This window comes from Butyricicoccus pullicaecorum DSM 23266 (assembly GCF_900167005.1).
GTDB classification, from domain to species: Bacteria; Bacillota; Clostridia; order Oscillospirales; family Butyricicoccaceae; genus Butyricicoccus; species Butyricicoccus pullicaecorum.
This window is the reverse complement of sequence record NZ_FUXW01000002.1, coordinates 17,773-41,126: the sequence shown is the minus strand read 5'-3', so window position 1 is coordinate 41,126 and position 23,354 is coordinate 17,773. Positions and strand designations below refer to the sequence as shown.

The 23,354-nt window shown below is 57.2% G+C and carries 17 protein-coding genes and 1 other annotated feature; of the genes, 9 read left to right on the top strand and 8 right to left on the bottom strand.

Going from position 1 to position 23,354, the window contains the following annotated elements:
* Positions 1–12 precede the first annotated feature (12 nt).
* A complete protein-coding gene (locus B5D52_RS04250) occupies positions 13–534 on the bottom strand; it encodes a stage III sporulation protein AB (RefSeq protein ID WP_016146350.1) in 522 nt (173 codons plus the stop codon).
* Complete coding sequence (locus tag B5D52_RS04245) at positions 525–1,448, bottom strand: type IV secretion system DNA-binding domain-containing protein (RefSeq protein ID WP_016146349.1); 924 nt, start codon at positions 1,446–1,448, stop codon at positions 525–527. The genes B5D52_RS04250 and B5D52_RS04245 overlap by 10 nt, the downstream gene beginning before the upstream one ends.
* A 130-nt stretch (positions 1,449–1,578) precedes the next feature.
* Positions 1,579–1,830, top strand: a binding site (T-box leader).
* Between the two features lie 94 nt (positions 1,831–1,924).
* Between B5D52_RS04245 and aroF the strand changes: the two genes are divergently transcribed.
* From aroF to B5D52_RS04205, 8 genes are all read left to right on the top strand, one after another.
* A complete protein-coding gene (aroF, locus tag B5D52_RS04240; RefSeq protein WP_016146348.1) occupies positions 1,925–2,944 on the top strand; it encodes a 3-deoxy-7-phosphoheptulonate synthase in 1,020 nt (339 codons plus the stop codon).
* A 113-nt stretch (positions 2,945–3,057) separates the two neighbouring features.
* Positions 3,058–4,101, top strand: coding sequence for a 3-dehydroquinate synthase (gene aroB / locus B5D52_RS04235; RefSeq protein WP_016146347.1), 1,044 nt, complete (start codon positions 3,058–3,060; stop codon positions 4,099–4,101).
* 18 nt (positions 4,102–4,119) lie between these two features.
* On the top strand, positions 4,120–5,217 hold the full coding sequence (gene aroC / locus B5D52_RS04230; RefSeq protein WP_016146346.1) for a chorismate synthase: 1,098 nt from the start codon (positions 4,120–4,122) through the stop codon (positions 5,215–5,217).
* Positions 5,207–6,364 carry a bifunctional chorismate mutase/prephenate dehydratase gene (locus tag B5D52_RS04225; RefSeq protein WP_016146345.1) on the top strand — a complete coding sequence of 386 codons (1,158 nt, stop codon included), beginning with the start codon at positions 5,207–5,209 and terminating at the stop codon, positions 6,362–6,364. Before aroC ends, B5D52_RS04225 begins: the two co-directional genes overlap by 11 nt.
* A 6-nt stretch (positions 6,365–6,370) precedes the next feature.
* Positions 6,371–7,645, top strand: a complete 1,275-nt coding sequence (aroA, locus tag B5D52_RS04220) for a 3-phosphoshikimate 1-carboxyvinyltransferase (protein WP_016146344.1) — start codon at positions 6,371–6,373, stop codon at positions 7,643–7,645.
* Between the two features lie 5 nt (positions 7,646–7,650).
* Positions 7,651–9,039 (top strand): shikimate kinase, encoded by a 1,389-nt coding sequence (locus tag B5D52_RS04215; RefSeq protein ID WP_016146343.1) that lies wholly within the window; start codon positions 7,651–7,653, stop codon positions 9,037–9,039.
* 157 nt (positions 9,040–9,196) lie between these two features.
* Positions 9,197–12,136 carry an S-layer homology domain-containing protein gene (locus B5D52_RS04210; RefSeq protein WP_016146342.1) on the top strand — a complete coding sequence of 980 codons (2,940 nt, stop codon included), beginning with the start codon at positions 9,197–9,199 and terminating at the stop codon, positions 12,134–12,136.
* 68 nt (positions 12,137–12,204) lie between these two features.
* Positions 12,205–12,666 carry an acyl-CoA thioesterase gene (locus B5D52_RS04205; protein WP_016146341.1) on the top strand — a complete coding sequence of 154 codons (462 nt, stop codon included), beginning with the start codon at positions 12,205–12,207 and terminating at the stop codon, positions 12,664–12,666.
* A 58-nt stretch (positions 12,667–12,724) separates the two neighbouring features.
* On the opposite strand, the gene B5D52_RS04200 is transcribed toward B5D52_RS04205, so the two are convergent.
* Positions 12,725–14,101, bottom strand: coding sequence for an MATE family efflux transporter (locus B5D52_RS04200; protein WP_016146340.1), 1,377 nt, complete (start codon positions 14,099–14,101; stop codon positions 12,725–12,727).
* Between the two features lie 100 nt (positions 14,102–14,201).
* Between B5D52_RS04200 and B5D52_RS04195 the strand changes: the two genes are divergently transcribed.
* A complete protein-coding gene (locus tag B5D52_RS04195; RefSeq protein ID WP_016146339.1) occupies positions 14,202–14,960 on the top strand; it encodes a MerR family transcriptional regulator in 759 nt (252 codons plus the stop codon).
* Positions 14,961–15,010: 50 nt separating this feature from the next.
* Here the strand turns inward: B5D52_RS04195 and B5D52_RS04190 are convergent, their stop codons facing one another.
* The 5 genes from B5D52_RS04190 to B5D52_RS04165 all read right to left on the bottom strand — a co-directional run bounded on the left by B5D52_RS04190 (position 15,011) and on the right by B5D52_RS04165 (position 23,350).
* Complete coding sequence (locus tag B5D52_RS04190) at positions 15,011–18,271, bottom strand: LXG domain-containing protein (RefSeq protein WP_016146338.1); 3,261 nt, start codon at positions 18,269–18,271, stop codon at positions 15,011–15,013.
* Entirely contained in the window at positions 18,268–20,727 is a 2,460-nt protein-coding gene (locus tag B5D52_RS04185) for an efflux RND transporter permease subunit (RefSeq protein WP_016146337.1), read from the bottom strand. Before B5D52_RS04185 ends, B5D52_RS04190 begins: the two co-directional genes overlap by 4 nt.
* Before the next feature lie 164 nt (positions 20,728–20,891).
* Entirely contained in the window at positions 20,892–21,611 is a 720-nt protein-coding gene (locus B5D52_RS04180; RefSeq protein WP_016146336.1) for an SDR family NAD(P)-dependent oxidoreductase, read from the bottom strand.
* Positions 21,612–21,682: 71 nt separating this feature from the next.
* On the bottom strand, positions 21,683–22,660 hold the full coding sequence (pfkA, locus tag B5D52_RS04175; protein ID WP_016146335.1) for a 6-phosphofructokinase: 978 nt from the start codon (positions 22,658–22,660) through the stop codon (positions 21,683–21,685).
* A 423-nt stretch (positions 22,661–23,083) separates the two neighbouring features.
* Complete coding sequence (locus B5D52_RS04165) at positions 23,084–23,350, bottom strand: hypothetical protein (protein ID WP_016146333.1); 267 nt, start codon at positions 23,348–23,350, stop codon at positions 23,084–23,086.
* Positions 23,351–23,354: the final 4 nt, after the last annotated feature.

The window sequence follows — 23,354 nt, the reverse complement described above, 5'->3', positions numbered from 1 at the left end:
TCTTTCCTCCCGTCAAATCAAAATCAGCACCACGAAGATGCCTGCCGCGATGCCGCAGGTACGGTACACGCTGCCGTGTCTGCGGTAGGCCTCGCACGCTTGCTGTCGGCAGCTCTCCAGCCGGGTCATGGCATACGACAGACATTGCAGCTGCTGGGATGTGTCATACCGTCCCAAAAATGCCGATGCGTCGCGCAAAATGGCTGCCGCCTCCTCTCCAAGCTGTAATTCTTCCCGCAGATCGCGCACCGTACTGCTCCAATGATAGCCGAGCGACATACCCGGAGACTGTTCCATCCGCTTTTTCATCTCCCCGAACAGTCTTCTCTGGTCGGGATTCTGGCTGTGCGCTAGGACTTCGATCAGGTCGGGCAGCGGAGTATGCGGGCCTTCAATCTCGGCACGCAAAAACGTACACGCATCCAGCATAGACGACAGGACTGAAATACGGCGGCGCAATTTGCCGCGCGCCGCCATTCCCAGTGTCGCACATGCCCCCAGCGTCAGCATCGCGCCCATCGCGGTCAGCAGCATGGCGGCTTCCCTCCTTCCAGATGCTCAATCCGGCTGTCATGCCGGTCACCGTCGGCGGTCAGCACAACCAGACGGGTAAAGGCTCCGGTATCGCACAGCGCACGGAAAAACGGTTTGCGCGTCAGCTCTTCCCGACCTGCGGCATGGATGGTCGCCAGCACGGTCACACCGCAGTTGGCGGCAAAGCGCACGGCGTCCAGATCGGCCGGGTCGGTGATCTCATCGAGCGCCAGCACGCGCGGGGTCATGGTGCGCACCAGCTGCAAAGCGCCGACCGCCTTAGGGCAGCCGTCGAGCACGTCGCACGAGGGGCCGAGGTCAAACTGCGGCATCCCGCCGCGCATAGCGGCCAGTTCACCGCGCTCGTCCGCAACCGCCACCCGGATACCCTGCTGCGACAGCTGGCGAATGAGATCACGCAGAAATGTGGTTTTGCCGCCGCCCGGTGGGGACAGAATCAGCGTGCCGTGCACCTGTTCCCCGTTCTGTATGTCCTCCAAACAAGCCGCAGCCGCGCCCGGCACGGCTCGCGCGATGCGCAGACACAGTGAGGACACCGTGCGCACGCCGGTTGGTCGTCCACTTTCCATCGACACCGTACCGCACACGCCCAAGCGGTGCCCGCCGGCAAGCGGCAGATAACCCTGCCGAATGGGGTCTTCATAGGTATGTACCGACCACCGGCTGGCACGTGCCAGCGTGTCCCGCAATTCCTCGGTGCGGATGGGTTCGCCCGCAATCTCGTGTTCCACACCGCCTGCGCACCAATACAGCGGTCGGCCCGCGCGCAGGCGCAATTCTTCTGCGTGCAGTCGGATATCATCCGGCAAACTCAGTGCCGCGTGTGTCAATCGCGGCGGCAGGCAGGAAATTGCCTGCGCATACGCCTGTAAACCTTTGCTCTTTTCGTCCATTTTGCATCACCTGTCCCAAGTCTATGTCCACCCCTCACCTGCACAGAACCCTTGTCCCAAAAGTTTTCAAAAAAATCTTCGACCACGCTTGACATTCTTTAGCTGAGTGATATAATAAAGGCGTATATTGAAAAAAGCGATGACCGAGGAAGTAGTTTTGTCATCCGCGCTTTTCAGGGAGTGTCCATCCAGACTGTAAGTGGACGCAGGCGCCGACCAAATGAAGTTCCCTCGTGAGCCGCAGAGCTGAATCACAGTAGGCTTTGCCGGGATTCCTCCGTTAACGGGATAGGATATGTTGTATCCGAAAAATGAGTGCGGCGCAGCCAAATCTGTGCCGAATGTGGGTGGTACCGCGGAATGTTTGTCTTTCGTCCCTAACTGTTTGTGGACGGAGGACTTTTTTATTTTCCAGAGTCCCTCTGAAATCACGTTTTTAAATTCAAATCCCCATAGATCGAAAGGAAGAAATCACCATGATCGTAGTCATGAAAGACGGCACAACCAACGAACACATCGACCATCTCTCCCACTGGCTGAACGAACAGTACGGCATCCACGTTAACACGGTCGTCGGCACCGGCACCACCGTTCTGGCTCTGGTCGGCGACACCGCCGCTGTCGACAAGGACGCGCTGCTGCGCGATCCCCAGGTCGACCGCATCACCAAGGTACAGGAGCCGTTCAAGCTGGCAAACCGCCGCATGCATCCGCAGGATACCACGGTCGAGATCGCTCCCGGCGTGGTCATCGGCGGCAAGAAGATCGTCGTTATGGCTGGCCCGTGCTCGGTCGAGAGCCGCGAGCAGATCATTGATGTGGCAAAGCACGTCAAGGAACAGGGCGCAACCGTTCTGCGCGGCGGCGCTTGGAAGCCCCGCTCTTCCCCGTACTCCTTCCAGGGTCTGAAGGCCGAAGGTCTGGAGCTGCTGCACGAGGCACACAAGGAAACCGGTCTGCCGGTCGTCACCGAGATCACCAACCCCAAGAACATCGAGCTGTTCATGGATAAGTGCGACTGCTTCCAGGTCGGCGCACGCAACATGCAGAACTTCGATCTGCTCAAGGAGCTCGGTCAGACCCGCAAGCCCGTCCTCTTAAAGCGCGGCTTCGCAAACACCATGGAAGAGTTCCTCATGTCGGCTGAATACGTCATGGCTGGCGGCAACGAGAATGTCATTCTGTGCGAACGCGGTATCCGTACCTATGAGACCTACACCCGCAACACGCTGGATATCTCGGCGGTTCCGGTGCTCAAGCGTATGAGCCATCTGCCGGTCGTTGTTGACCCGTCCCATGCAGGCGGCATCTACTGGATGGTAGAGCCCCTGGCAAAGGCTGCCATTGCTGCCGGCGCGGACGGCCTCATCATCGAGGTACACAACGACCCCGCACACGCGCTGTCCGACGGCGCGCAGAGCCTGACCTACGACTCGTTCCAGGAGACCATGACCTCCATTCGCCGCATCGCGGAAGCTGTCGGCCGCGAAGTCTGATTTTTAAGTCCAGGCAAATCCATGCGCGCTGAAACTTTTTCGGCGCGCATTCTGTCAATTTTCGGAACTATCCGGTCTTCCGGAACGTCTAACATAAAGGAGCGTTGACCCTTATGAAACAGCTCACCCTCAGCGGTACCTCGTCCCGCTCGGATATTCTCATCGGCCGCGGTCTGCTCGGTCAGGCGGCGTCGCACATCCTTGAGGTCTTTTCCCCCAGCCGTGTGCACATCGTCGCCGACTCCAACGTCGCCCCGCTGTACCTTGACAAGCTCGCTTCCCAGTTCGATCTGCCGGTCTCCTCGACCGTCATCCCGGCTGGCGAAGCGTATAAACGTCTGACAACCGTCGAGACCATCTACCGCGATCTGTTGGAAGCCGGTATGACCCGCAAGGATCTGGTCATCGCACTGGGCGGCGGTGTGACCGGTGATATCACCGGCTTTGCTGCCGCAACCTTCCTGCGCGGTGTTTCGCTGTGCCAGGTACCGACCACCCTGCTCGCGCAGGTCGACTCCTCGGTCGGCGGCAAGACCGGTGTCGATCTGCCCGAAGGCAAAAACCTGGTCGGCGCGTTCTACCAGCCCCGTCTGGTGCTCATCGATCCCGACGTGCTGGACACGCTGCCCGCGCAGACCTTCGTAGACGGCATGGCTGAGGTCATCAAGGCCGGCTACATCGCAAACCCGGACATTCTTTCTATGGTATCCGCACCCGATTACCGCGCAAACATCGAGAACATCATCTATGAATGTGTCAAGATGAAGCGCGACGTTGTGGCACAGGATGAGCGCGACACCGGTCTGCGCATGATTCTGAATTTCGGTCACACGGTCGGTCACGCTGCCGAAAAACTGGGCAACTACACCGCGCTCACGCACGGTCAGGCGGTCGCCATCGGCATGGTCGCTGCCATGCAGATTTCCAATCAGCTGGGCACGGACACCGATCTGCTCCCCGGTCTGATCGATATTCTGCAAAAGGTTGGTCTGCCCACCGAACTCACCAATGACCGCGAGGAAATCTTCCACGCTCTGCTGTCCGACAAGAAAAAAATGGGCGCAACCGTCAACTTTATTCTGGTACGCACCCCCGGCAAGGCCGAAATCGTACCCATCGCAGCCGAAACGCTGCACCCGCTTATCTTAAATCTGTAATCTAAGGAGGTGCGCCACATGGGTTCTACCTGGGGCAACGCACTCAAAATTTCCATCTTCGGTGAATCGCATGGTGCCGGTATCGGCGTTGTGCTCGACGGCTTCCCGTCCGGTATTGACTACGACGAGGCGTTCGTACTGCGCGAGATGGAGCGCCGTGCACCCGGCCGCAACAAGCAATCCACCGCCCGCAAGGAATCCGATCTGCCGCAGATTCTGTCCGGTATCTACAACGGTAAGACCACCGGCACCCCCATCTGTGCGGTCATCGGCAACACCAACACCCGCTCGCAGGACTATCAGGCGCTGCTCGCCCAGCCCCGTCCGGGTCATGCAGACTACACCGGTTCGGTGCGCTTCCACGGTTTCAACGACCCCCGCGGCGGCGGCCACTTCTCCGGCCGTCTGACCGCTCCGCTGGTCTTTGCCGGTGCGCTGTGCAAGCTCTATCTCAAGCAGAAGGGCATCACGGTCGGCGCACATATCCAGTCCATCGCTCAGATTCAGGACACTGCATTCGACGACGTTGCCGTCTCGGCTGAGGAACTGGACGCTCTGCGCATGCAGGAATACCCGGTCATCAATCCCCGTGCGCTGACCGCTATGCTGGCCGCTATCGAGGACGCACGCAACGACTGCGACTCGGTCGGCGGTGTCATCGAGTGCGCTGCCGTCGGTCTGCCCGCCGGTCTGGGTTCGCCCATGATGGACACGGTCGAGTCCCGTCTGTCCTCCATCCTGTTCGCCGTCCCGGCGGTCAAGGGTGTCGAGTTCGGTGTGGGCTTCGGCTTTGCCGAGTATCGCGGCTCGCATGCAAACGACCCGATGTATCTGGACGAAAACGGCCAGGTACGCTCGGAGACCAACAACAACGGCGGTGTGCTGGGCGGCATCACGAGCGGCATGCCCGTTCTGTTCCGCGCAGCCATCAAGCCTACCCCGTCCATTGCCAAGCGTCAGAATACATTGAACGTCACGACCGGTAAGGTCGAGCCGCTGGAGATCCACGGCCGTCACGATCCCTGCATCGTCACCCGCGCCGCTCCGGTCATCGAGGCCGCAGCAGCCGTCGCGCTCGCCGATCTCTACCTGGAGGGTCACGGCTATGCAGAATAATCCCCGTCCCCTCGACGAGACGCGCGCAGAAATCACTGCCATCGATCAGCAGATTCAGCAGCTCTTCCTGCGCCGCATGGCTTGTGCTGAGCAGGTCGCAGCCTACAAGCTCAAGACCGGTGATGCCATCTTAAAGCCCGACCGCGAACAGTATCTGCTCGAAACGCTGGGCGCACAGGCGCCCGACGGTCTGCGTCAGGAATATGTGTCCATGCTCAAATCGGTCATGCGTGTATCGCGCAAGCACCAGTATGAGACCATCCTGTCCTGTGAACCCGCCCGTCTGGAGCTGACCCTTGCACCGCGCTGCGATCAGCCCGCCCGTGTGGTCTATCAGGGGTTGCCGGCCTCCTATCAGGCACAGGCCGCAGCGGCCATGTTCCCGGATGCCAAGGAAGTCAGCCACGTTCCCACCTTTGAGGACGTGTTCCGCGCGGTCAGCGAAGGCCGTGCCGATGCCGGTGTCGTTCCGGTCGAAAACTCGACCGTGGGCACCATCCACGAGGCGTGTGACCTGCTCGTGCAGTACGATCTGCACATCTCGCACTCCCACGTCGACCACATCTACAACTGTCTGTGTGCCTGCCCCGGTGCAACGCTGCAATCGGTGCGCACGGCGTATTCCATCAAACCTGCCCTCGGTCAGTGTCAGAACTTCCTCAAAGAGCACGGTCTCGAACAGCAGGAAGCTGCAAACACCGCGGTTGCCGCGCAGATGGTCGCGGCTTCGGGCGATCTGACGCTGGCAGCGGTATGCTCGGAACAGGCTGCTGCGCTCTACGGCTTGACCGTCCTCGCGCACAACATCAACGACGACAAGACCAATCAGACCCGCTTCATCGCGGTCAGCCGCGGTCTGTCCGCACGCTCGGACGACAACCGCATTTCGCTCGTCTTCACCCTGCCCCACAAAAACGGCTCGCTCGCGGCCGCGCTGTCGGTCTGTGCCGATCACGAGATCAATCTCACCGAGATTCACTCCCGTCCGCTGCCCGAGACGCCCTGGAACTATCGCTTCTACATCGATCTCGAGGGCAGTCTGTGCGACCCTGCGGTGCGCGCGATGATCTACCAGCTGTCCGAAGAGCTGTCCACCGTCCGCATTCTGGGCAGCTACCGCATTTCCGATTCCACCGAAACGAGGTAACGCGCTATGAAATTACATCCTTCCACCGGCCTGCACGGCACGATCTCGGTGCCGGGTGACAAGTCGGTCTCTCACCGCTCGGTCATGCTGGGCGCGCTGGCCGACGGCGTGACCCACGTCTCCGGCTTTCTGATGGGCGAGGATTGTCTGTCCACCATCGACTGTTTCCGCAAGATGGGTGTACCGATTGAGGTCGGTGACGACCGCACGGTCACCGTACACGGTGTCGGTCTGCACGGTCTCAAGCAACCCACCGAGCGCCTGTACACCGGCAACAGCGGTACCACCACCCGTCTGATCTCGGGCATTCTGTCCGGTCAGTCCTTCGAGGTCTCGCTCACCGGTGACGCTTCCATCGAGAAGCGCCCGATGGGGCGCATCATCCAGCCGCTGCGCCAGATGGGCGCGGACATCACCGGTGTGGACGACAAGTTCTGTCCCCTGACCATCCGTCCGGGCAAGCTGCACGGCATCGAATACACCCTGCCGGTTGCCTCGGCACAGCTCAAGAGCGCCATCCTGCTGGCCGGTCTGTATGCTGACACCCCGACGACCGTCATCGAGCCTGCGCCCTCGCGCGATCACACCGAGCGCATGCTGCGCGCACTGGGTTGCCGCGTGGACACCGACGGCTGCCGTATCACGCTCTATCCCCCGGAAAAGCTGACCGCACGTGACGTGGTCGTTCCGGCAGATATCTCCTCGGCTGCTTTCTTCCTGGTTGCCGGTGCCATCGTCCCGAACTCCGAAATTACCATTCGTGATGTTGGCGTCAATCCGACCCGCGACGGTGTGATCGAGGTACTCAAGAACATGGGCGCTGACATCACGCTTTCCAACCTGCGCGACGAGGGCGAACCCATCTGCGATATCACCGTGCGCTCGTCTCAGCTGCACGGCGTGGAGATCGGCGGCGCGGTCATTCCGCGTCTGATCGACGAGCTGCCTGTACTCGCAGTCGCAGCCGCTTTCGCGCAGGGCGAGACCGTCATCCGCGACGCGGCAGAGCTCAAAGTCAAGGAGTCAAACCGCATCGCTGCGATGGTCAGCGAGCTGTCCAGAGCCGGTGCAGATGTAACCGAAACCGAGGACGGTATGATCATCCGCGGCGGTCGTCCGCTGCACGGTGCGGCCTTTGAGACCTACCACGATCACCGCATCGCCATGAGCATGGCTGTCTGTGCACTGGCCTGCTCGGGTGACAGCGAGATCTTAGACGAGAACGTCGTCGCCATCTCTTACCCCGATTTCTTCGACGCACTGCACCGCTTGGGAGGCTGATTGTCATGCTGCTGTCTTTTGAAGAATTCCAGACCTTCGAGTCCCAGCGCGAGACCTACGCGCTGTTCGGCTATCCGCTCGGTCACACTATGAGTCCCGACCTGCACGCCGCACTCTTCGCGGCGACCGGTCGGGATGCCGACTACATCGCGGTCACCGTGCCGCCCGAAAAGCTTTCTGACGCGCTCGCACTGGCCAGGCAAAAACTCGCCGGCATCAACCTGACCATCCCGCACAAGAAAGCGGTCATCCCGCTGCTCGACGAGGTCGACCCGAGTGCGGCAGACCTGCACTCGGTCAACACAGTCGCCTTCCGGGACTGTAAAGCGATCGGCTTTAACACCGACATTTTAGGCTTTGCAGAGTCACTTGAGAAGGATGGCATTTCCCTGCGCGGAAAGAAGGTATTATTGCTCGGATATGGCGGTGCAGCGGCAGTTATGGCCTACCACTGTTTGCGTGAAGGTGCATCACTTTACATCAGCGGACGCAATCTTGAGAAGGCGGACGCGCTGCGCGATCAGCTTGTAGAGGTTCTGCCCGGTGCCAAGTGCTTCACCTGCACCCGCCGCCGCATTCCCAGAGATATCCAGATCGTTCTCAACGCGACCCCGCTCGGTATGTTCCCACACGAGGACAAGAGTCCGCTGTACTTCCTGCCGCACAAGGTCAGCTATGTCTTTGACGCGATCTACAATCCGCCGGTGACTGCACTGATGAAGCTCGCTAACCCTAAGCGCACCAAGACACGTGACGGTCTGTTCATGCTGGTCATGCAGGCTGCGCGTGCGCAGACCATCTGGTACGATGCGCAGTTTGCCGACGCGGCCTGCGACTCTATCCTGCGCCGCATGTATGGACAGATGGCGCGCAAGCGTCTGCACGACAAGTACCACAAGCGCAGCATTGCGCTGTGCGGCTTCATGGGCAGTGGCAAGACCACGGTCGGCCGCAAGGTCGCCCGTCTGACCGGCCTGCCGTTTATCGATCTCGACCGCTATATCGAGGCGCAGGAAGGCATGACCATCCCGGAAATTTTTGCCCAGCATGGTGAGCCTTATTTCCGCGATTTGGAGACCAAATATGTAACCGAAATTTCCGAACGTGAGGAAGGCTGTGTGCTGTCCCTAGGCGGTGGAACCGTGCTGCGCCCCGAGAATGTCGAGATCATTAAGCGCACCGGTCTGCTCATTCTGCTCGACACGCCATTCTTCCGTATCGTCAAAAACCTGTCGCACTCGACCAACCGTCCCCTGCTCGAAAAGGAGGACAAGCTGGCCGAGACGCGCAGACTCTACCAGATGCGCAAGCCCATCTATGACCAGGTGGCAGACTGCCGTGTGCGCAGCCCGCGTCTGGGTGAGGTCGTCGAGCGCACGCTCAAATCGATCTGATTTCCGAACAGATCGCAGATTTTGTGCATTTCCGATCTGCACGACTATCTTTTTCCAGTAAAATTTCATTGATTCGCCTGTCGTTTTGGCGTATAATATTCTTTATGGGGGACGGTGTTTTTCTGTCCCCCTACACTTTTGCATAAGGAGCTGAATCATGAAACATCCGCTTGTTACCCGCTTGATTTCAGTGGGATTATCCGCCGTTCTGCTCGTAAGTGCGGCGGGTGCCTCCCTGATCGATGGTGGGTTCACCTACTCGTATCGGATCGGTTCCGGTACAACCTATTCCAATACCTATGCCATAAACTCCGCCGGCACCCAGCGTGCCAACGCCATCGAGTACACCCCTTCGTCGGCGGTCACTCCCATGGGTGTGCGCTCGGGTACCCAGTTCTATGGCAACAAGATCACCCTGTCTCAGATGATTTCCCGTCTGGAAGGTCAGGGCTATGATGTCATCGGCGGCGTCAACGCCGACTTCTTCTCGACCGAAAACGGTATTCCGACCGGTCTAGTCGTGGACAATGGCCGCATTATCGCGTGCAATACCTGGCAGAATGCAGTCGGCTTCCGTGCAGACGGCTCGGCAGTCATCGGCACGCCGGTAAGCTCCATCACGGTTTCCGGTGCGTCGGGCAACGTCGGTGTATACGGCTACAACAAGACCCGCACCTCGGTCGGCCTCTATCTGCTCGACTCCTACTATTACAGTCAGACCCGCTTCTCGACCCCCGGACAGAGCATCATTCTGGAATACGAGAACAAGAACGATCTGCGCATCGGACATCCGGCGAAGTTCAAGGTCGTCGGCAAGGTCAGCGGCTCGGAGTCCTTCGCCATCGGTGAAAACCAGATGATTCTCACCAAGCGCGATGACTGCAAGTCGGCCTGGATTGACTATCCGATCGGCGAAGAGCTGACCATCACCTTCAACACCATGATGAAGGGTTGGGATGAGGTCAAGTACGCCGTCGGCGGCAAGGCTCTGGTCACAAACGGCCAGGCTACCCCGACTTCCATTGACCGTGCATCCGCAAACTGTGCCCGCACAGCAGTCGGCACCAAGGCTGACGGCACGGTTGTCATCTTTGAGGTCGACGGCGAGTCCTCTTACAGCCGCGGCCTCAACGCCAACGCACTGGCCGAAGAGATGATTGCACGCGGCTGCACCACGGCTGTCTGTCTCGACGGCGGCGGCTCGTCCATGATGAGCATTCAGCAGCCCGGCGAGTCCACCTCCAAGCTCATTTCCAGGCCGTCGGACGGCTCCGAGCGCAAGGTCTCCAACTTCATCGTTCTGGTCAACAACAAGAAGTCGGACGGCGTGGCAACCTATCTCTACATGCAGCCGGTCACCCGCTATGTACTGGCTGGCGCGTCCACGACCTTCTCTACCACCGCGATGGACGATGCTTCGGTCAAGACCTCCCTGCCCGGCGAAGTCACTTACACGGTAGCCGGCGGCGTCGGCTCGGTATCGGACAACCAGTTCCACGCTGGTTCCTCCACTGGCCCGGTTTCTGTCTACGCGCAGTCGGGTTCGGCAACCGGTGAAATGCAGCTCATGGTCGTTGGCGCCATCACCTCGGCAACCATCTCCTCGAGCGGCAAGGAAATCTCCTCGGTATCGGTCAAGGCCGACGAGAGCATCGATCTGGACGCTACCGTATTCTATAACGGCTTTACCACCGCGTCCCGCGACGATCTGCTGACCTGGACGGTCAAGGGCGATATCGGCACCATCGATAAAAACGGTGTGTTCACCGGTACCAAGAAGGGTTCGGGCTCGATCGTTGTCTCTTACGACAGCTACTCCAAGTCCATTCCGGTAACGGTCGGCATGGGCGCACCGCAGGATCTGACCACGATTGCAGACTTTGAATCCAGCCAGCCGCTGACCACGTCGGATGGCACTGCGCTTACCCTGACCAAGGACGCCGATCAGGTTGCCCGCGGCTACGGTGCGCTTGCGGTTTCGGTCAATGGTTCGGCAGAACTGAACGTCCCGCAGACCGCTGTTACCAAGACCCCGACCGTTTCGCTCTGGGCAAAGGCAGACGGTTCGGCAACGCTGACCGGTATCTTCACCACGGCAGACGGTGAGACCGTCGAGGCGGCATTCGGCCCGACTGCATCTGCAAACTGGCAGTTCCTGTCGTGCAAGGCACCGGACGGTGCACAGGCACTCACCGGTCTGCGCATCACCGGCAGCGGCTCAGTCTACCTCGACCACATTCAGGTCAGCGAGACCGCTCCCCTGTCCACCGGTGCGCCGGCGATCTCCTTTACCTCGGCGCCGACAACCGCATCGGTCGGTTCCTCGGTCACCGTAACCGCCAAGATCACGCAGGAGAACGGTGCATATCCGGTACGCAGCAAAAACGTCAAGGCATACCTCAACGGTAACCTGAGCTCGGCAAAGTATGACGAGGCTTCGGCTTCCATCTCGGTTCCCACCGGTTCGCTGGGCGCTGGCCTGCATACGGTTGTCATCGAAGCGGCTGACGATGCGGGCAATCTGTCCCGTCAGGCTGTGACGATCACGGTCGGCAAGGTCACCGATCACGCATTCGTTGACATCGGTACCAGCTGGGCTGCCGGCTACATCGACCGTCTGGCGGCACGCGGCATCATGCAGGGCTCGACGGTAGACGGCAAGAAATACTACTACCCGAACTCCAACCTCAAGCGCAGCGAGTTCGCTGCCATGATCGCCCGTACGCTGAATCTGGACACCTCGTCCGAAGAAGGTCTGAACTTCGTCGACAATGACGATATTCCCTCTTGGGCACGCGGCCCGATTGCAGCCTGCGTCCGCGCAGGTCTGATGGAAGGTTCGTCCACCGGTCGCTTTAATCCGAACTCCAACATCACCCGCGCCGAGGTTATGACGGTCATCTCGCGCAGCCTGCCCCGCGGTTATGTTCCGAGCTCCAAGACCTACACCGATCAGGCAAAGATCCCGGACTGGGCACTGACCCATGTACAAATCGTCTCGGCCATCGGTCTGGTTGGCGGCTACAAGGATGGCTCCATCCAGCCCAACGCACGCATCACCCGTGCCGAGATCGCCAAGATCTTCTGTTATCTGTAACACCAATATAGGGGGAGATTTCTCCCCCTATATTTTCATTTCACCTCATGCAAAGGAGTTGTTTTATTATGGATTTCGTTCCTTATCGTCACAAAGTGCAGTACTATGAAACCGATGGCATGCGTGTCGTGCACCACTCCAACTATATCCGGTTCATGGAGGAGGCACGCACCGATCTGCTCGAGCAGATGGGCTTCTCGTACAGCCGTCTGGAAGCGATGGGCTTCGGTATCCCGGTACTGAGTGTACACTGTGACTACAAGCAGATGTCCCGCTTTGGTGAAACCTTAGTCATCGGCGTTGAGGTGACCGAACTCAGCCCCACCCGTATGACCGTTTGCTATGAGATTCGCGACGATGCAACCGGCAGCCTGCGTGCGACCGGTGAGACCAAGCACTGTTTCCTCTCGAGCGCCGGCCGTCCGATCTCGCTCAAGCGCGAAGCGCCCGAGGCATTCGAGTACTTCCGTCTGCTGCTCGGTGCGGCGACGACAACCGAAAAGACTGAGACTGCACAGCCCGAAGGCTAATTGCAGGCATGCAAAAGACCGTCCAAATGGACGGTCTTTTTTGTTCTCACACGCACATTCAATTTTCATCGGCAGATTGCAGGTTCATTTCCGCCTTTGTCTGTTTGAGTGTCTTTGGGAAAAACAACAGAAATCCGAGCGCGACAATCAAGGTCAGAATCTCGGCTGCGGGTACGGCCAACCAGATGCCGTTCATGCCCCAAAAGCGCGGCAGGACAATTAAGAATAGCAGCAGCAGCGCAAAGGAACGCAAAAAGGTAATGAGTCCCGAGAAATATCCCTTTCCGTATGCCATCATACGGATGGCAGAGAAAATATTGACACCTGAAAACAGAAAACCCATGCCATACAGCCGCATGCCCCAGACAGCCATGGTATACACCACGCTGCCCCGCTGCGCAAAAAAGGATACGCCGACCGGCGCTAACAGATAGGTTGCCGCGTACATGACAAACGGTGCAACGGTCAGAAAACGATGGGCGTACCGTTCCAGCACCCGACACACATCATATCTGTGGTCGCCATACGCATAGCTCAGCGGAGGCGCCAAGCCCATGGAAAAGCCGAAGTAAATACCGATGCACAAAAACTGCAAGTACATGATGATGGACACGGCTGCAATGCCGTCCTCTCCGGCAAACACCATGGCAGTACGATTGAATACGATGGTTGTGATGGCGATGGCAAGCTGGTTGATGAACTCCGACGCACCGTTGACCATGCAGTATAGTCCGGTGCGTGCCGACAAGCCGTGTCGAGTCAGCCGCAGTGCACCCGATCGCACGACAAAATAGAGCACACCCATAACAAACGACAGGCACAGTCCCAAAATGGTCGCCAGCGACGCGCCCAGAATGCCCATCTGCATCCGTCCGACAAACACATAGTCCAGGATAATATTTAAAATACCACCCGCTAATGCGGTCAGAAAGCTGTATGTCGGGCTGCCATCCACGCGGATAAAATAGGTGGACAGCTCTTTTCCAATGACGACCGGTGTGCCGATGAGCCACCAGAACGCATAGGTTTGGCAGTCCGCCATCGTGATCGGTGTTGCGCCCAGCAAGGTCAATATGACAGACAGATTGGTCCAGACCAGCAGCGAGACCACACAGCCAAGCAGGATGGAGCCCAGCACACTGATCGTAAACGCACGGTCGGCCTGATCTTTCCGTCCGCCGCCCAGATGCAGGGCTGCAATCGAACTGCCGCCGGTCGCAAAAGCCAGTGCAATACCGGTCAGTACGTTGACGATCGGATAGACAATATTGATCGCCGCCAGTGCGTTCGTCCCCACATAAGCCGAGACAAAAATACCGTCCACCATGGTGTAAACCGTGTTGAACAGCGAAGTGAGATAGGTCGGGATCATAAACCGCAGCACGCGGCTGAGGCGCACCTCGGATGCCGACCGGAACATCAATGTTTTTTCCATGTTCATTCCTCCCCTCATCTATGATAAACCTTAAAGTTACTTGAAGATCAACACCAAATATGGCATAATGTAGAAAAAGATCATTTGGAGGAATGTTTTCTTGGATCAGCAGTTCCATATCGGTCAGATTGCCCGCTTTTTCGATCTCCCGGCATCCACCCTGCGCTACTGGGATGAGGTCGGTATCCTGACACCGCACAAAAATCATACAAATAGCTACCGGGAGTACACGGTCTCCGATTTGATGACGATATCCGACATTATTTTCTATAAAAATCTCGGTATCTCCTTACAGCAGATCGGTGCGATGGAGCAAGCAGAACCGGAAGAACACACTCGCCTGCTGTGCGGCAAAATCGAGGAGTTGGAACGCCAGCAGCTGGAAATCGCGCAGCGCATCCAAAAGCTGCACAATCACCTCTCTGCAATCAAGACGCTGAACAAGCTCCGTCAGTGTCCGTTCTCTCCGGCTGAGATCGATACCGACTGCATCGTCTCCTTTGACCTAAACGAAATCGAGAAGCTGCGTCGATACATAGAAAATCCCTATCTGTATTCCCGTGTGCAGCATTCCGACTGTCTTGCAATCGAGCATCGCGGACTTACCGTACCGCGTGCGCAGCGCTTTGCCATCCCGTCCGATCAAATTCTGTGGGAACGCTCTGCGGATTCCCGCTATATCGCCTGTCTGGTGCAGGAATCGGTACCAGACGACTACCGCAGCAATCTGCCCGAACTGCTCTCGCACATCCAGAAAAGCCATCGAACCGGCACGATCATCAGCCGCTTTTTGCTCCATGCTGCCGAAGATGGTGTGGTCTATGACTTTTACCAGACGTTTGTGGAGATCTTAGAATAGTATTCTGCACAGCAAAAGGGAGTCCCTGATTTTCAGGGACTCCCTCTTTTTTATTCCATCTTCTGGGGTTCTTCGTTCGATGCCTGCTCGGTCTCATTCTGGATGTCATCCGGCGCTGCCGCTTCCTTGCGTCTGCGGCGACGGCGGACGATGCAGAATGCCAAGCCCAAAATGATCAGGACCGCTGCGCCGCCCAATGCAACAAACAGCACAGTGTGATTGCGTCTGACAACCAGCAGGCTGCCCTCCGGTGTTCCCTCACAGATCAGATAGCTGCCGTCGAGCGTGCTGTCGATGACCTGCATCTCACCATTCTGGATCACAGCCACGTCGGTGCCGTTCTCTCCGGCTGCAACGTGCAGCGTAACCGTATCGGGCATCGGGGTATCGTCCTCGATATCGTAGGCGTAGGCCGCAACCAGCTCATACCCGCTCGGAATCTGGGAATCATCCGGCGACCAGGTACGCACATCGATCTCGGCATCGGGTGAGAATGCACCCTCGGCCAACAGTACCGGAACACGTCCGGGCGACGAGATGGTCGAACGGAGATCGTCATAGACCGCATGGACGGTCTGGCTGCGCACGATGTCAGTCCGGTCAAATTCATCCCAGCTGCCGTACGTGCCGCCCGCTTCGGGAACCTCCGGAATCAGGCTCTCATCCACGGCGCCGCCGTACGAAACCGGAATTTCGGCAATGGTTTTGCCGTCCGCGACAAAGGATACCGCAAAGGTCAGGAAATCCGCTGGGACACCGGACAGTGTGCCGAAGGTGGCAAAGTCCACGCCGTCGCTCTTTCCGGCATAGCTGATACCGTCCACACCTGCCAGGTCTTCGTTGAGGTAGTAATTGCCCGAAACCGTTCCCGAGGCTGCACCCGCGATCGCGCCCAGCTTTTCTCCGTCGCTGTCCACGCGGGTCATGGCACGACAGTTCGTGATATCCTTACCCTGTCCGGCGATACCTCCCAGGTTGTCTCCGCCCTTCAGATCGACCTGCGCTGCACAGTTTTCAATGCTGCCGCTCGACTCACCCGCAATGCCGCCGGCTTTGCCGCCCGACTCGGTCTCAACCTTACACTTACTCACGCATCCAATCGCAGCACCCAGCTCGGAGCGTCCCAGAATACCACCGGCACACTCGTTCTTAGCCGTGATATTTCCATCGTTACGGCAGTCCTTGAGCGTTGCCTTGAGGAATGCATGGGTGTCGACGGTGAGCTTATCGCTGTCCAGATCAATATCTTCTTCGGGGTCAATGTCCAGCTCAGGTGCAATCATACCCGCGATGCCGCCGACATTGCTGTCTGCCTGAATGGCTCCGGTATTCTTGCACGAGATGACACGACCCGGACCGCTATCTCCTTGGCTTTCCGAAACGTCATCCACGGTCTTCTCCGGTACCTTGACCAGATTTTTGATCGCGTCCTCGACCGTAGACATGGTGGTGATAATAGACTGGGTAGTCGCATGCAGGTCGGTGTTCGTGCTGGCTGCACCATCGGTCATCTGTCCAACACGATCATTGATGATGGTCAGTTGACTATCCACGTCGTCCATGGTCTTCTGACCCTTATCCCCCAACGTGCTGGTATACGAGCGCAGCGTATTTTCAATCGTGCTCACATGACCGTTCACCTGTCTGAGGCTGTTCATGGCGTTGCTGCTGTATGCAGCGGTGTCCGAATTGATGGTACTTGCCAGATTTTCCAGCTTCTTGAGTGCGTTATTCGCATCGCGCAGTGCAACCTGAATCTCGGTATTGGACTGGCTGATTCCCCACTTGACGTTATCGGTCATGAGCTTGACAGCATCGACTGCGTCCTGCATGGCCTTCCGTGCACGTTCAACACGTGCGGACGGGTCAATCTTACCCAGATCTTCCAGTGCGCTGACCAGATCATTCAGCTTATCCTCAGCAGAACCGCCGCCGAGCAGAATGTCCGATACGGTCTGGCTGAATGTTGCCAGCTTTCTCAAGTCATTCTTTGCACCGTTCAGCTCATCAATCGCCTGCTGGATGTTGTTCTGCACCTTGCTCGTCGCTGTGTCCACCTCTTCGGTTGCGGTGGTGATACCGTTTGTCAGTGTGTACGGTACATCCATCAGGTTCTTGCGCACCTTTTTGAGCTGTCGATTGACTTCGTCCAGATTGCCTGAAGTCTCCTGAATAAATGCATCGGTATCCCCGATGAGACCGGACAGTGCATGGTTGATAGACTGCGCGGCCGTGTGCACATCCCCGATCATAACGTCCGCGTCCTCAATCGCCTCGGTGCCTGCCGAGTGCGCGGTATCGCGAATGGAGTTCATGGCATCATTCATGACCTTAAAGTCATCAATCGCGCCGCCTGCCGCCGAAGATACCTGATCGGCCAGCTGGCTCATCAGGCTGCTCAGCTGATCGAGCGCCTGATCGAGGGCATCAATGGGCGATGTGCCGTAGGTGAAATTGACATACGGCTCAAACTGTCCCACGATACCGCCGACGTCCTTGCGTCCGTAGATCTTGCCACTGTTGGTACAGCCGGTCACGACACCGTTTTGACTGCCCACAATGCCGCCGGTATTATAGCCTACGTGCTGATAACCAATCTCGGCGGTGTTCTTACAGTTTTCAATCAGTCCGGTGGACTTGCCCGTGATACCGCCCGTGTTGGTCGGTGCCTGATCGCCGTCTGTATTGATGGTGCCCTCGTTGACGCAGCCCGAAATCGTACCATCACTGCGTCCGGCAATGCCGCCCGCGTTGGTCGAGCCGGTCACTGTCACACGGCTGACGCAGTCGCGAATCACACCGCTCTTTTCGTTGACACCGACCAGACCGCCGATGCTCTCATCACCGGTCACGGTGCCCTCAACGGCGCACGAACGGATGGTACCCTCGTTGCGTCCGGCAAGCAGTCCCAGACCGGACTTGGTGCCCTCGGGTGCAACCGAACCCGACACGGTCAGGCTGGTAATCGACGCACCCGGCTTGACGTATCGGAACAAGCCGCGGTCAGAACCCTTACCCAGGCTGTTATATCCGGAAATCGTATGATGACCACCGTCAAACGTACCACAGAACACTGGAACCGTAACCGAACCATAGCCCGCGAGATCAATGTCGCGATCGAGCACCACGGTAAGTCCCTGAGAGTAGGTATCTACCGCGCACTTCTGCGCAAATTCCTTAAATTCACTGCCACTCGAAATGTGTAGGGTATTTGCATCGGCTGCCCAAGCCGAAAATCCCGGTGCCAGCGGCATAAGCGCCACCAGCACTCCGATTCCCAGCGCGGACAGGCGTTTTACATACTGTTTCATTTGCTTGTCTCCTCCTCCGTGTGGGATTCCGGGTCCGCCGGGTCTTTCTTAATGGGTTTCTTGCTCTCGATCATGGCGTTGATATCACCGCGAATCAGGCCGCGAATCTCACCGTCCACAAAGCCTGATACATGGCCGCGAATGTGTCCGTCGACGTGCATAATGCCGCCCGAAAAACGCTGTTTGCGGTCGATGTTGAGCGTGATGGCCGTACGCTCGATCAGGGTATCGCCCAGAATAAGCAGCTGCGGCAGGACGGTCATGACCAGGAAAATCGAGGTCAGCGTACCGCGTCCCAGCGCCAGGCCGAGCGAGCTGATGGGCGGGTTGGTCGAGATCATACCGATGAGGAAACCGGAAACGGTCATAATCGAACCCGAGGTCAAAATGGTCGGGAAACTCTGGTTTAACGTCTCGATGACCGCATCTCTGTGACTCATGATGGTTTTAAGTTCCATATAGCGGTTGGTAATGACAATCGCGTAGTCGATGGTCGCACCCATCTGAATGGAGCTGACGACGAGGTAACTGAGGAAGAACAAGTTGGTATGGGTCAGATACGGGAAGGAGAAGTTGATCCAGATACTGCCCTGAATGGTCAGAACCAGCAAGATCGGCAGACCGGCCGACTTGAAGGTAAAGAGCAGGATGATCATAACAAACAGTGCGGTCAGCACACTGATCTTAAGGTTATCACCCGAGAACGACTCGGACAGGTCACGTGCGTTGGTCGAGTTGCCGACCAGCAGCACATCATCCCCGTAATACTGTGCGGCGATGGCGCGCATCTGATCGAGCAGCGCAAAGGTCTGCGGGCTCTCTTCGGGCACATCTGCGATGAACACCAAACGCGACCAGTGCTCACCTTGCAGCTGCGGCAGACCGATATCCAGCTGCTCTTGCAGATCGTCCACCATCTCGGCCTGTTCGCCCTCCAGCTTGATGACGCCCTTATCCTTCTGTTCACACAGGAACTGGAAGCTGTCAACCAGCGGAATTTCATAATCATCCGGGTTCTGGAAGATGGCGCCGTACTCTTCATGTTCCAGACCATACGCCTGATACAGCAGCCGTGCCATCTCGATATCGACACCCGCAATCTCGGCAAACTGGCGGGGCTTGAGCTTATCGGTCAGCATATACCCCTCGGCCTCAGTATTGGCAAGGCCCTGCGCGCGATCGATTTCGGGCAGTTCCGAAATCTTGGCCAGAATCTTGCCCTCCTTCTCATAGTCCCCCTTGGGTACCAAGAGCGCAATCGTATTCTGATTGCCGAAGGTGTCCGAAATACGGTCGAGTGCGATGCGCTGTTCAGGCGGGTTATTGGTGTCAATAACGTTCTCCGAAAAACAGTAGTCACACTTTCCCGACAGGAAAATACCCGCAATGATGGTCACAAGGAAGATAGGCGGCAGGATATAGCGCAGCTTGACCACCGCTTTGCCCACCAGACTGATACGCGGCACCAGATTGGGATGTCGGGTACGCTCGATGCCGTTTGAAAACAGCATGAGCAATCCGGGCATGAGCAGGAACACCGTGAGCATACTGCAAATAATTCCCTTGGACATGACCGCACCCATATCAAAACCGATGCGGAACTGCATGAGCATCAGTGCAATCATACCCGAAATCGTGGTCAGGCTGGAGGACGAAATCTCGACAATCGCCTTGGACAGCGCTGCAATGTCGGCCTCTCGGGCCGGTTTAGTCTCGCGCTCCTCCATGTATCGGTGACAGAAAATAATCGCGTAGTCGATCGCCAGCGCAAGCTGTAAGACGATGGCGACCGAGTTTGTGATATACGATACCTCACCGAACCAGTAGTTCGTACCCATATTGAGCACGGCGGCCACGCCGAAGACGATCACATAAACCGGCACTTCCATATAGCTCTTGGAGGTAAACAGCAGCACGATGACAATGACAATGGCCGCAATGACCAGGATAATGCCCATCTCACTTTGTAGCTGCGCCGAAGTGTCCAGTCCGACCTCAGAATAGATGTACGTGTCATAGGGTGCAAGGATGGATTTCAGATGATCCATCGCCTGAAGAGCGACCGGGTCGTCCTTCTCCCCGTCAAAGGTCACGGTGATGAGGGCCGACGAGCCGGTATAATGCTTTTCGGTGTCATCGAACTCCACACCTGACACGCCGTCTATGTGTTCGATCTCCTTGGCCACCTGGTCGGCCTCGTCATAGGTAACATTGGTCAGCATAAACTGTCCGCTGCCCAGCGTCGTGAATTCCTCTTCCATGAGGGTCAATCCCCGTCTGGTCTCGGTATCCGCCGGCAAGTACGAGGTGATATCATTATTGACATGCACCTTACTGACCGAGGCCGCGCAGAACAGGACTGCTGCCAGAAAGACCAGATAGAAGGCTTTGCGCTTATCGACGATAAATCGTGCGAGTTTGAGCATGAAGTCTTCGGATTTGCGTTCTTCAGACATGTGCGTCCAACCTTTCCCGGGGAAAAAAGGCAGACTTCTCCCCCGCTGTATTTTTGATACAGCTCTATGATACGCGCACCTGCAACAAAGGGCAAGCCGTCACCCCGTGACAGCCTGCCCTCCCTGTTACCTTTTGGGACAAATTCGCAAAATTGTCTCAATCTTCAAATGACAAATCCACCTGTCACGCCCAAAATCTGACCGGTGACGAACGTTGCGTCCTCCGAACACAGATAGCGGATGGTGCGTGCAACCTCATCCACCCGTCCCAATCGTCCGAGGTCAGTTTCCTCCGCCAGTCCGCGCAGTGTGTCCGCATCGTGCATGGCGTTCATTTCGGTATCGATAACACCGGGTGCGACGCAGTTGACTCGAATGCCTGACAGTCCCAATTCGTGTGCAAGCGACTTGCTCAGACCGATGAGTCCCGCCTTGGACGCTGCGTAATGGCTCTCGCACGATGCCCCGGCAACGCCCCAGACCGAAGAAACGGTCACGATCGCACCGTCCTTATCGTGCACCAAATCGGGCAGCGCAGCCTGAATGGTATAAAACACGCTGCGCAGATTGCCGTTCATCACATAATCCCAGTCGTCGTCAGTCAGATCACAGAACATTTTCTGCTGCGCGACACCGGCGTTGCACACCACAGCACCCACCGGTCCCAGCACTTCATGGATGCGCTCCATGCATTTCTGTACGTCCTCCCGTTTTGTCACGTCTGCCTGAATGGCCAGTGCACCGGTCTCAGCCGCCAGCGCCTCGGCCTGTTCGGTGCGGCTGCGATAACAGAACGCAACCTTCCAACCGTCCTGTACAAAGGCGCGGACAGCCGCGGCACCAATGCCTCGTGAGCCGCCGGTAATCCACACGGTTTTTCTCATGTTTGTTCCTCCTGTTCCAAAAAAAGACGGACAGGTTTGCCCTGTCCGTCGGTATTCCACTTTGCTTCGGCTTAGATCGCAACCGTGGTCTGTGCCTCAAACAGGCACTGATTGAGATCCTTGGTCTGGCTGAGCGCTTCCTCGATATCGATATCGATGACGCTGCCGCTTCTCAGTGCAACGACACGCTTGCTCTTGCCTTCTTCCAGTGCGATCACTGCGGCATAGCCCATACGGGTACCCATCACACGATCCTGCGAGGTCGGAGAACCGCCGCGCTGGATATGGCCAAGAATGGTCAGACGGGTATCGATACCGGTCGCGTCGTGGATGCGGTCAGCGACGACCTGTGCCGAGCCGTAGCCCTCTGCGACGATAATAATATGGTGGTTTCTGCCCTTGATACGGCCCATGCGCATCTTCTCAATGACATCGGTCTCAAAATCAATTTCACGCTCGGGCAGCAGAATCGCAGTTGCACCACAGGCACAGCCTACATTCAGTGCCAGATGGCCGGCATGACGGCCCATAACCTCTACAACCGAGCAGCGTTCATGCGACTGCATGGTATCACGCAGCTTATCGATACAGTCAAGCGCAGTATTGCACGCGGTATCAAAGCCGATGGTGTACTCCGAGCAGCCGATATCGTTATCGATCGTACCCGGAATACCGATGCACGGTACACCCAGACGGGACAGCGCCAGCGCGCCACGGAACGTACCGTCACCACCGACACAGATCAGGCCGTCAATGCCCAGATACTTACAGGTGTCGGCTGCCTTTTGCAGACCTTCCTCGGTCAGCATTTCCTTACAGCGTGCGGTATACAGCATGGTACCACCCTTACGGCTGATGCCATCGACAGAGCGTGCGGCAAGTTCAATGATATCACCGTTGATCAGTCCGCTGTAACCGCGGCGAATACCCAAAACGGAAATTCCATGTGCAGCTGCGGTACGAACGACTGCACGGATAACGGCATTCATGCCGGGTGCGTCGCCGCCGCTGGTCAGCACGCCAATTCTTCGGATCGGTTTCTGTTCCATAACTACGCCTCCTGAAAAGGATCTTAATTCTTGATATTTGCTATTCTTCCCTCACCCTGCGGTCAGCAAAAAAATACCGCAGATTTATATATATTATAGCAGTTTTCATATCAAAGTACAAGACACTTCCCTCAGATGTTATGTCAATGTGCACGTATTGTGGACACATCTACCTTTTTGTGCGCCGGACAAAGTTTTTCAAAACATCAATATAATACCACAGAATGGCCGCCATCAACATCAGGCATATAAACCGTCTGGAAACACCTTGTTCAGCATGAAGCAACACGGCAGACAGCGCAAACACCGAAAGCGCGACCAGCGCGGTCAAAAGGAGCAATCCCAGTACCTGAATCCATTTGGGCATCTTTTCATACTGCGACCCTTCCAAGAACGCAGATAACATCATCTCAATTAAAAATCTCACTGGCGGTCCCTCTTAGATCGTCTCAGCGTTTTTCTGAAGAATCCAACATCATACCATAAAACCAGTACAATCAGGGCCACATACCAGACCCGTTCCAATCTACCGGTCGGTGCGTCGAGCAGGAGCGCTGCCAGTGCAGCAACCGCAAGCACAGATAACGCGGTCAAACATACGATGCCTAACACGCGCATCCATTTTGGCGCATACTCTGCCTGCGATTTTTCCAGAAAGTTGGTCAATCTCGTGTCACGAAAAAAACTCATAAAT

What these genes read in the sequence shown, in the direction of transcription:
- aroA (WP_016146344.1), top strand. Translation starts at nt 6,371, where the DNA reads ATGAAATTACATCCTTCCACCGGCCTGCACGGCACGATCTCGGTGCCG.
- aroC (WP_016146346.1), top strand. Translation starts at nt 4,120, where the DNA reads ATGGGTTCTACCTGGGGCAACGCACTCAAAATTTCCATCTTCGGTGAA.
- B5D52_RS04185 (WP_016146337.1), bottom strand. Translation starts at nt 20,727, where the DNA reads ATGTCTGAAGAACGCAAATCCGAAGACTTCATGCTCAAACTCGCACGA.
- B5D52_RS04225 (WP_016146345.1), top strand. Translation starts at nt 5,207, where the DNA reads ATGCAGAATAATCCCCGTCCCCTCGACGAGACGCGCGCAGAAATCACT.
- aroF (WP_016146348.1), top strand. Translation starts at nt 1,925, where the DNA reads ATGATCGTAGTCATGAAAGACGGCACAACCAACGAACACATCGACCAT.
- B5D52_RS04215 (WP_016146343.1), top strand. Translation starts at nt 7,651, where the DNA reads ATGCTGCTGTCTTTTGAAGAATTCCAGACCTTCGAGTCCCAGCGCGAG.
- B5D52_RS04190 (WP_016146338.1), bottom strand. Translation starts at nt 18,271, where the DNA reads ATGAAACAGTATGTAAAACGCCTGTCCGCGCTGGGAATCGGAGTGCTG.
- B5D52_RS04165 (WP_016146333.1), bottom strand. Translation starts at nt 23,350, where the DNA reads ATGAGTTTTTTTCGTGACACGAGATTGACCAACTTTCTGGAAAAATCG.
- B5D52_RS04200 (WP_016146340.1), bottom strand. Translation starts at nt 14,101, where the DNA reads ATGGAAAAAACATTGATGTTCCGGTCGGCATCCGAGGTGCGCCTCAGC.
- B5D52_RS04210 (WP_016146342.1), top strand. Translation starts at nt 9,197, where the DNA reads ATGAAACATCCGCTTGTTACCCGCTTGATTTCAGTGGGATTATCCGCC.
- B5D52_RS04250 (WP_016146350.1), bottom strand. Translation starts at nt 534, where the DNA reads ATGCTGCTGACCGCGATGGGCGCGATGCTGACGCTGGGGGCATGTGCG.
- B5D52_RS04245 (WP_016146349.1), bottom strand. Translation starts at nt 1,448, where the DNA reads ATGGACGAAAAGAGCAAAGGTTTACAGGCGTATGCGCAGGCAATTTCC.
- B5D52_RS04180 (WP_016146336.1), bottom strand. Translation starts at nt 21,611, where the DNA reads ATGAGAAAAACCGTGTGGATTACCGGCGGCTCACGAGGCATTGGTGCC.
- B5D52_RS04205 (WP_016146341.1), top strand. Translation starts at nt 12,205, where the DNA reads ATGGATTTCGTTCCTTATCGTCACAAAGTGCAGTACTATGAAACCGAT.
- pfkA (WP_016146335.1), bottom strand. Translation starts at nt 22,660, where the DNA reads ATGGAACAGAAACCGATCCGAAGAATTGGCGTGCTGACCAGCGGCGGC.
- aroB (WP_016146347.1), top strand. Translation starts at nt 3,058, where the DNA reads ATGAAACAGCTCACCCTCAGCGGTACCTCGTCCCGCTCGGATATTCTC.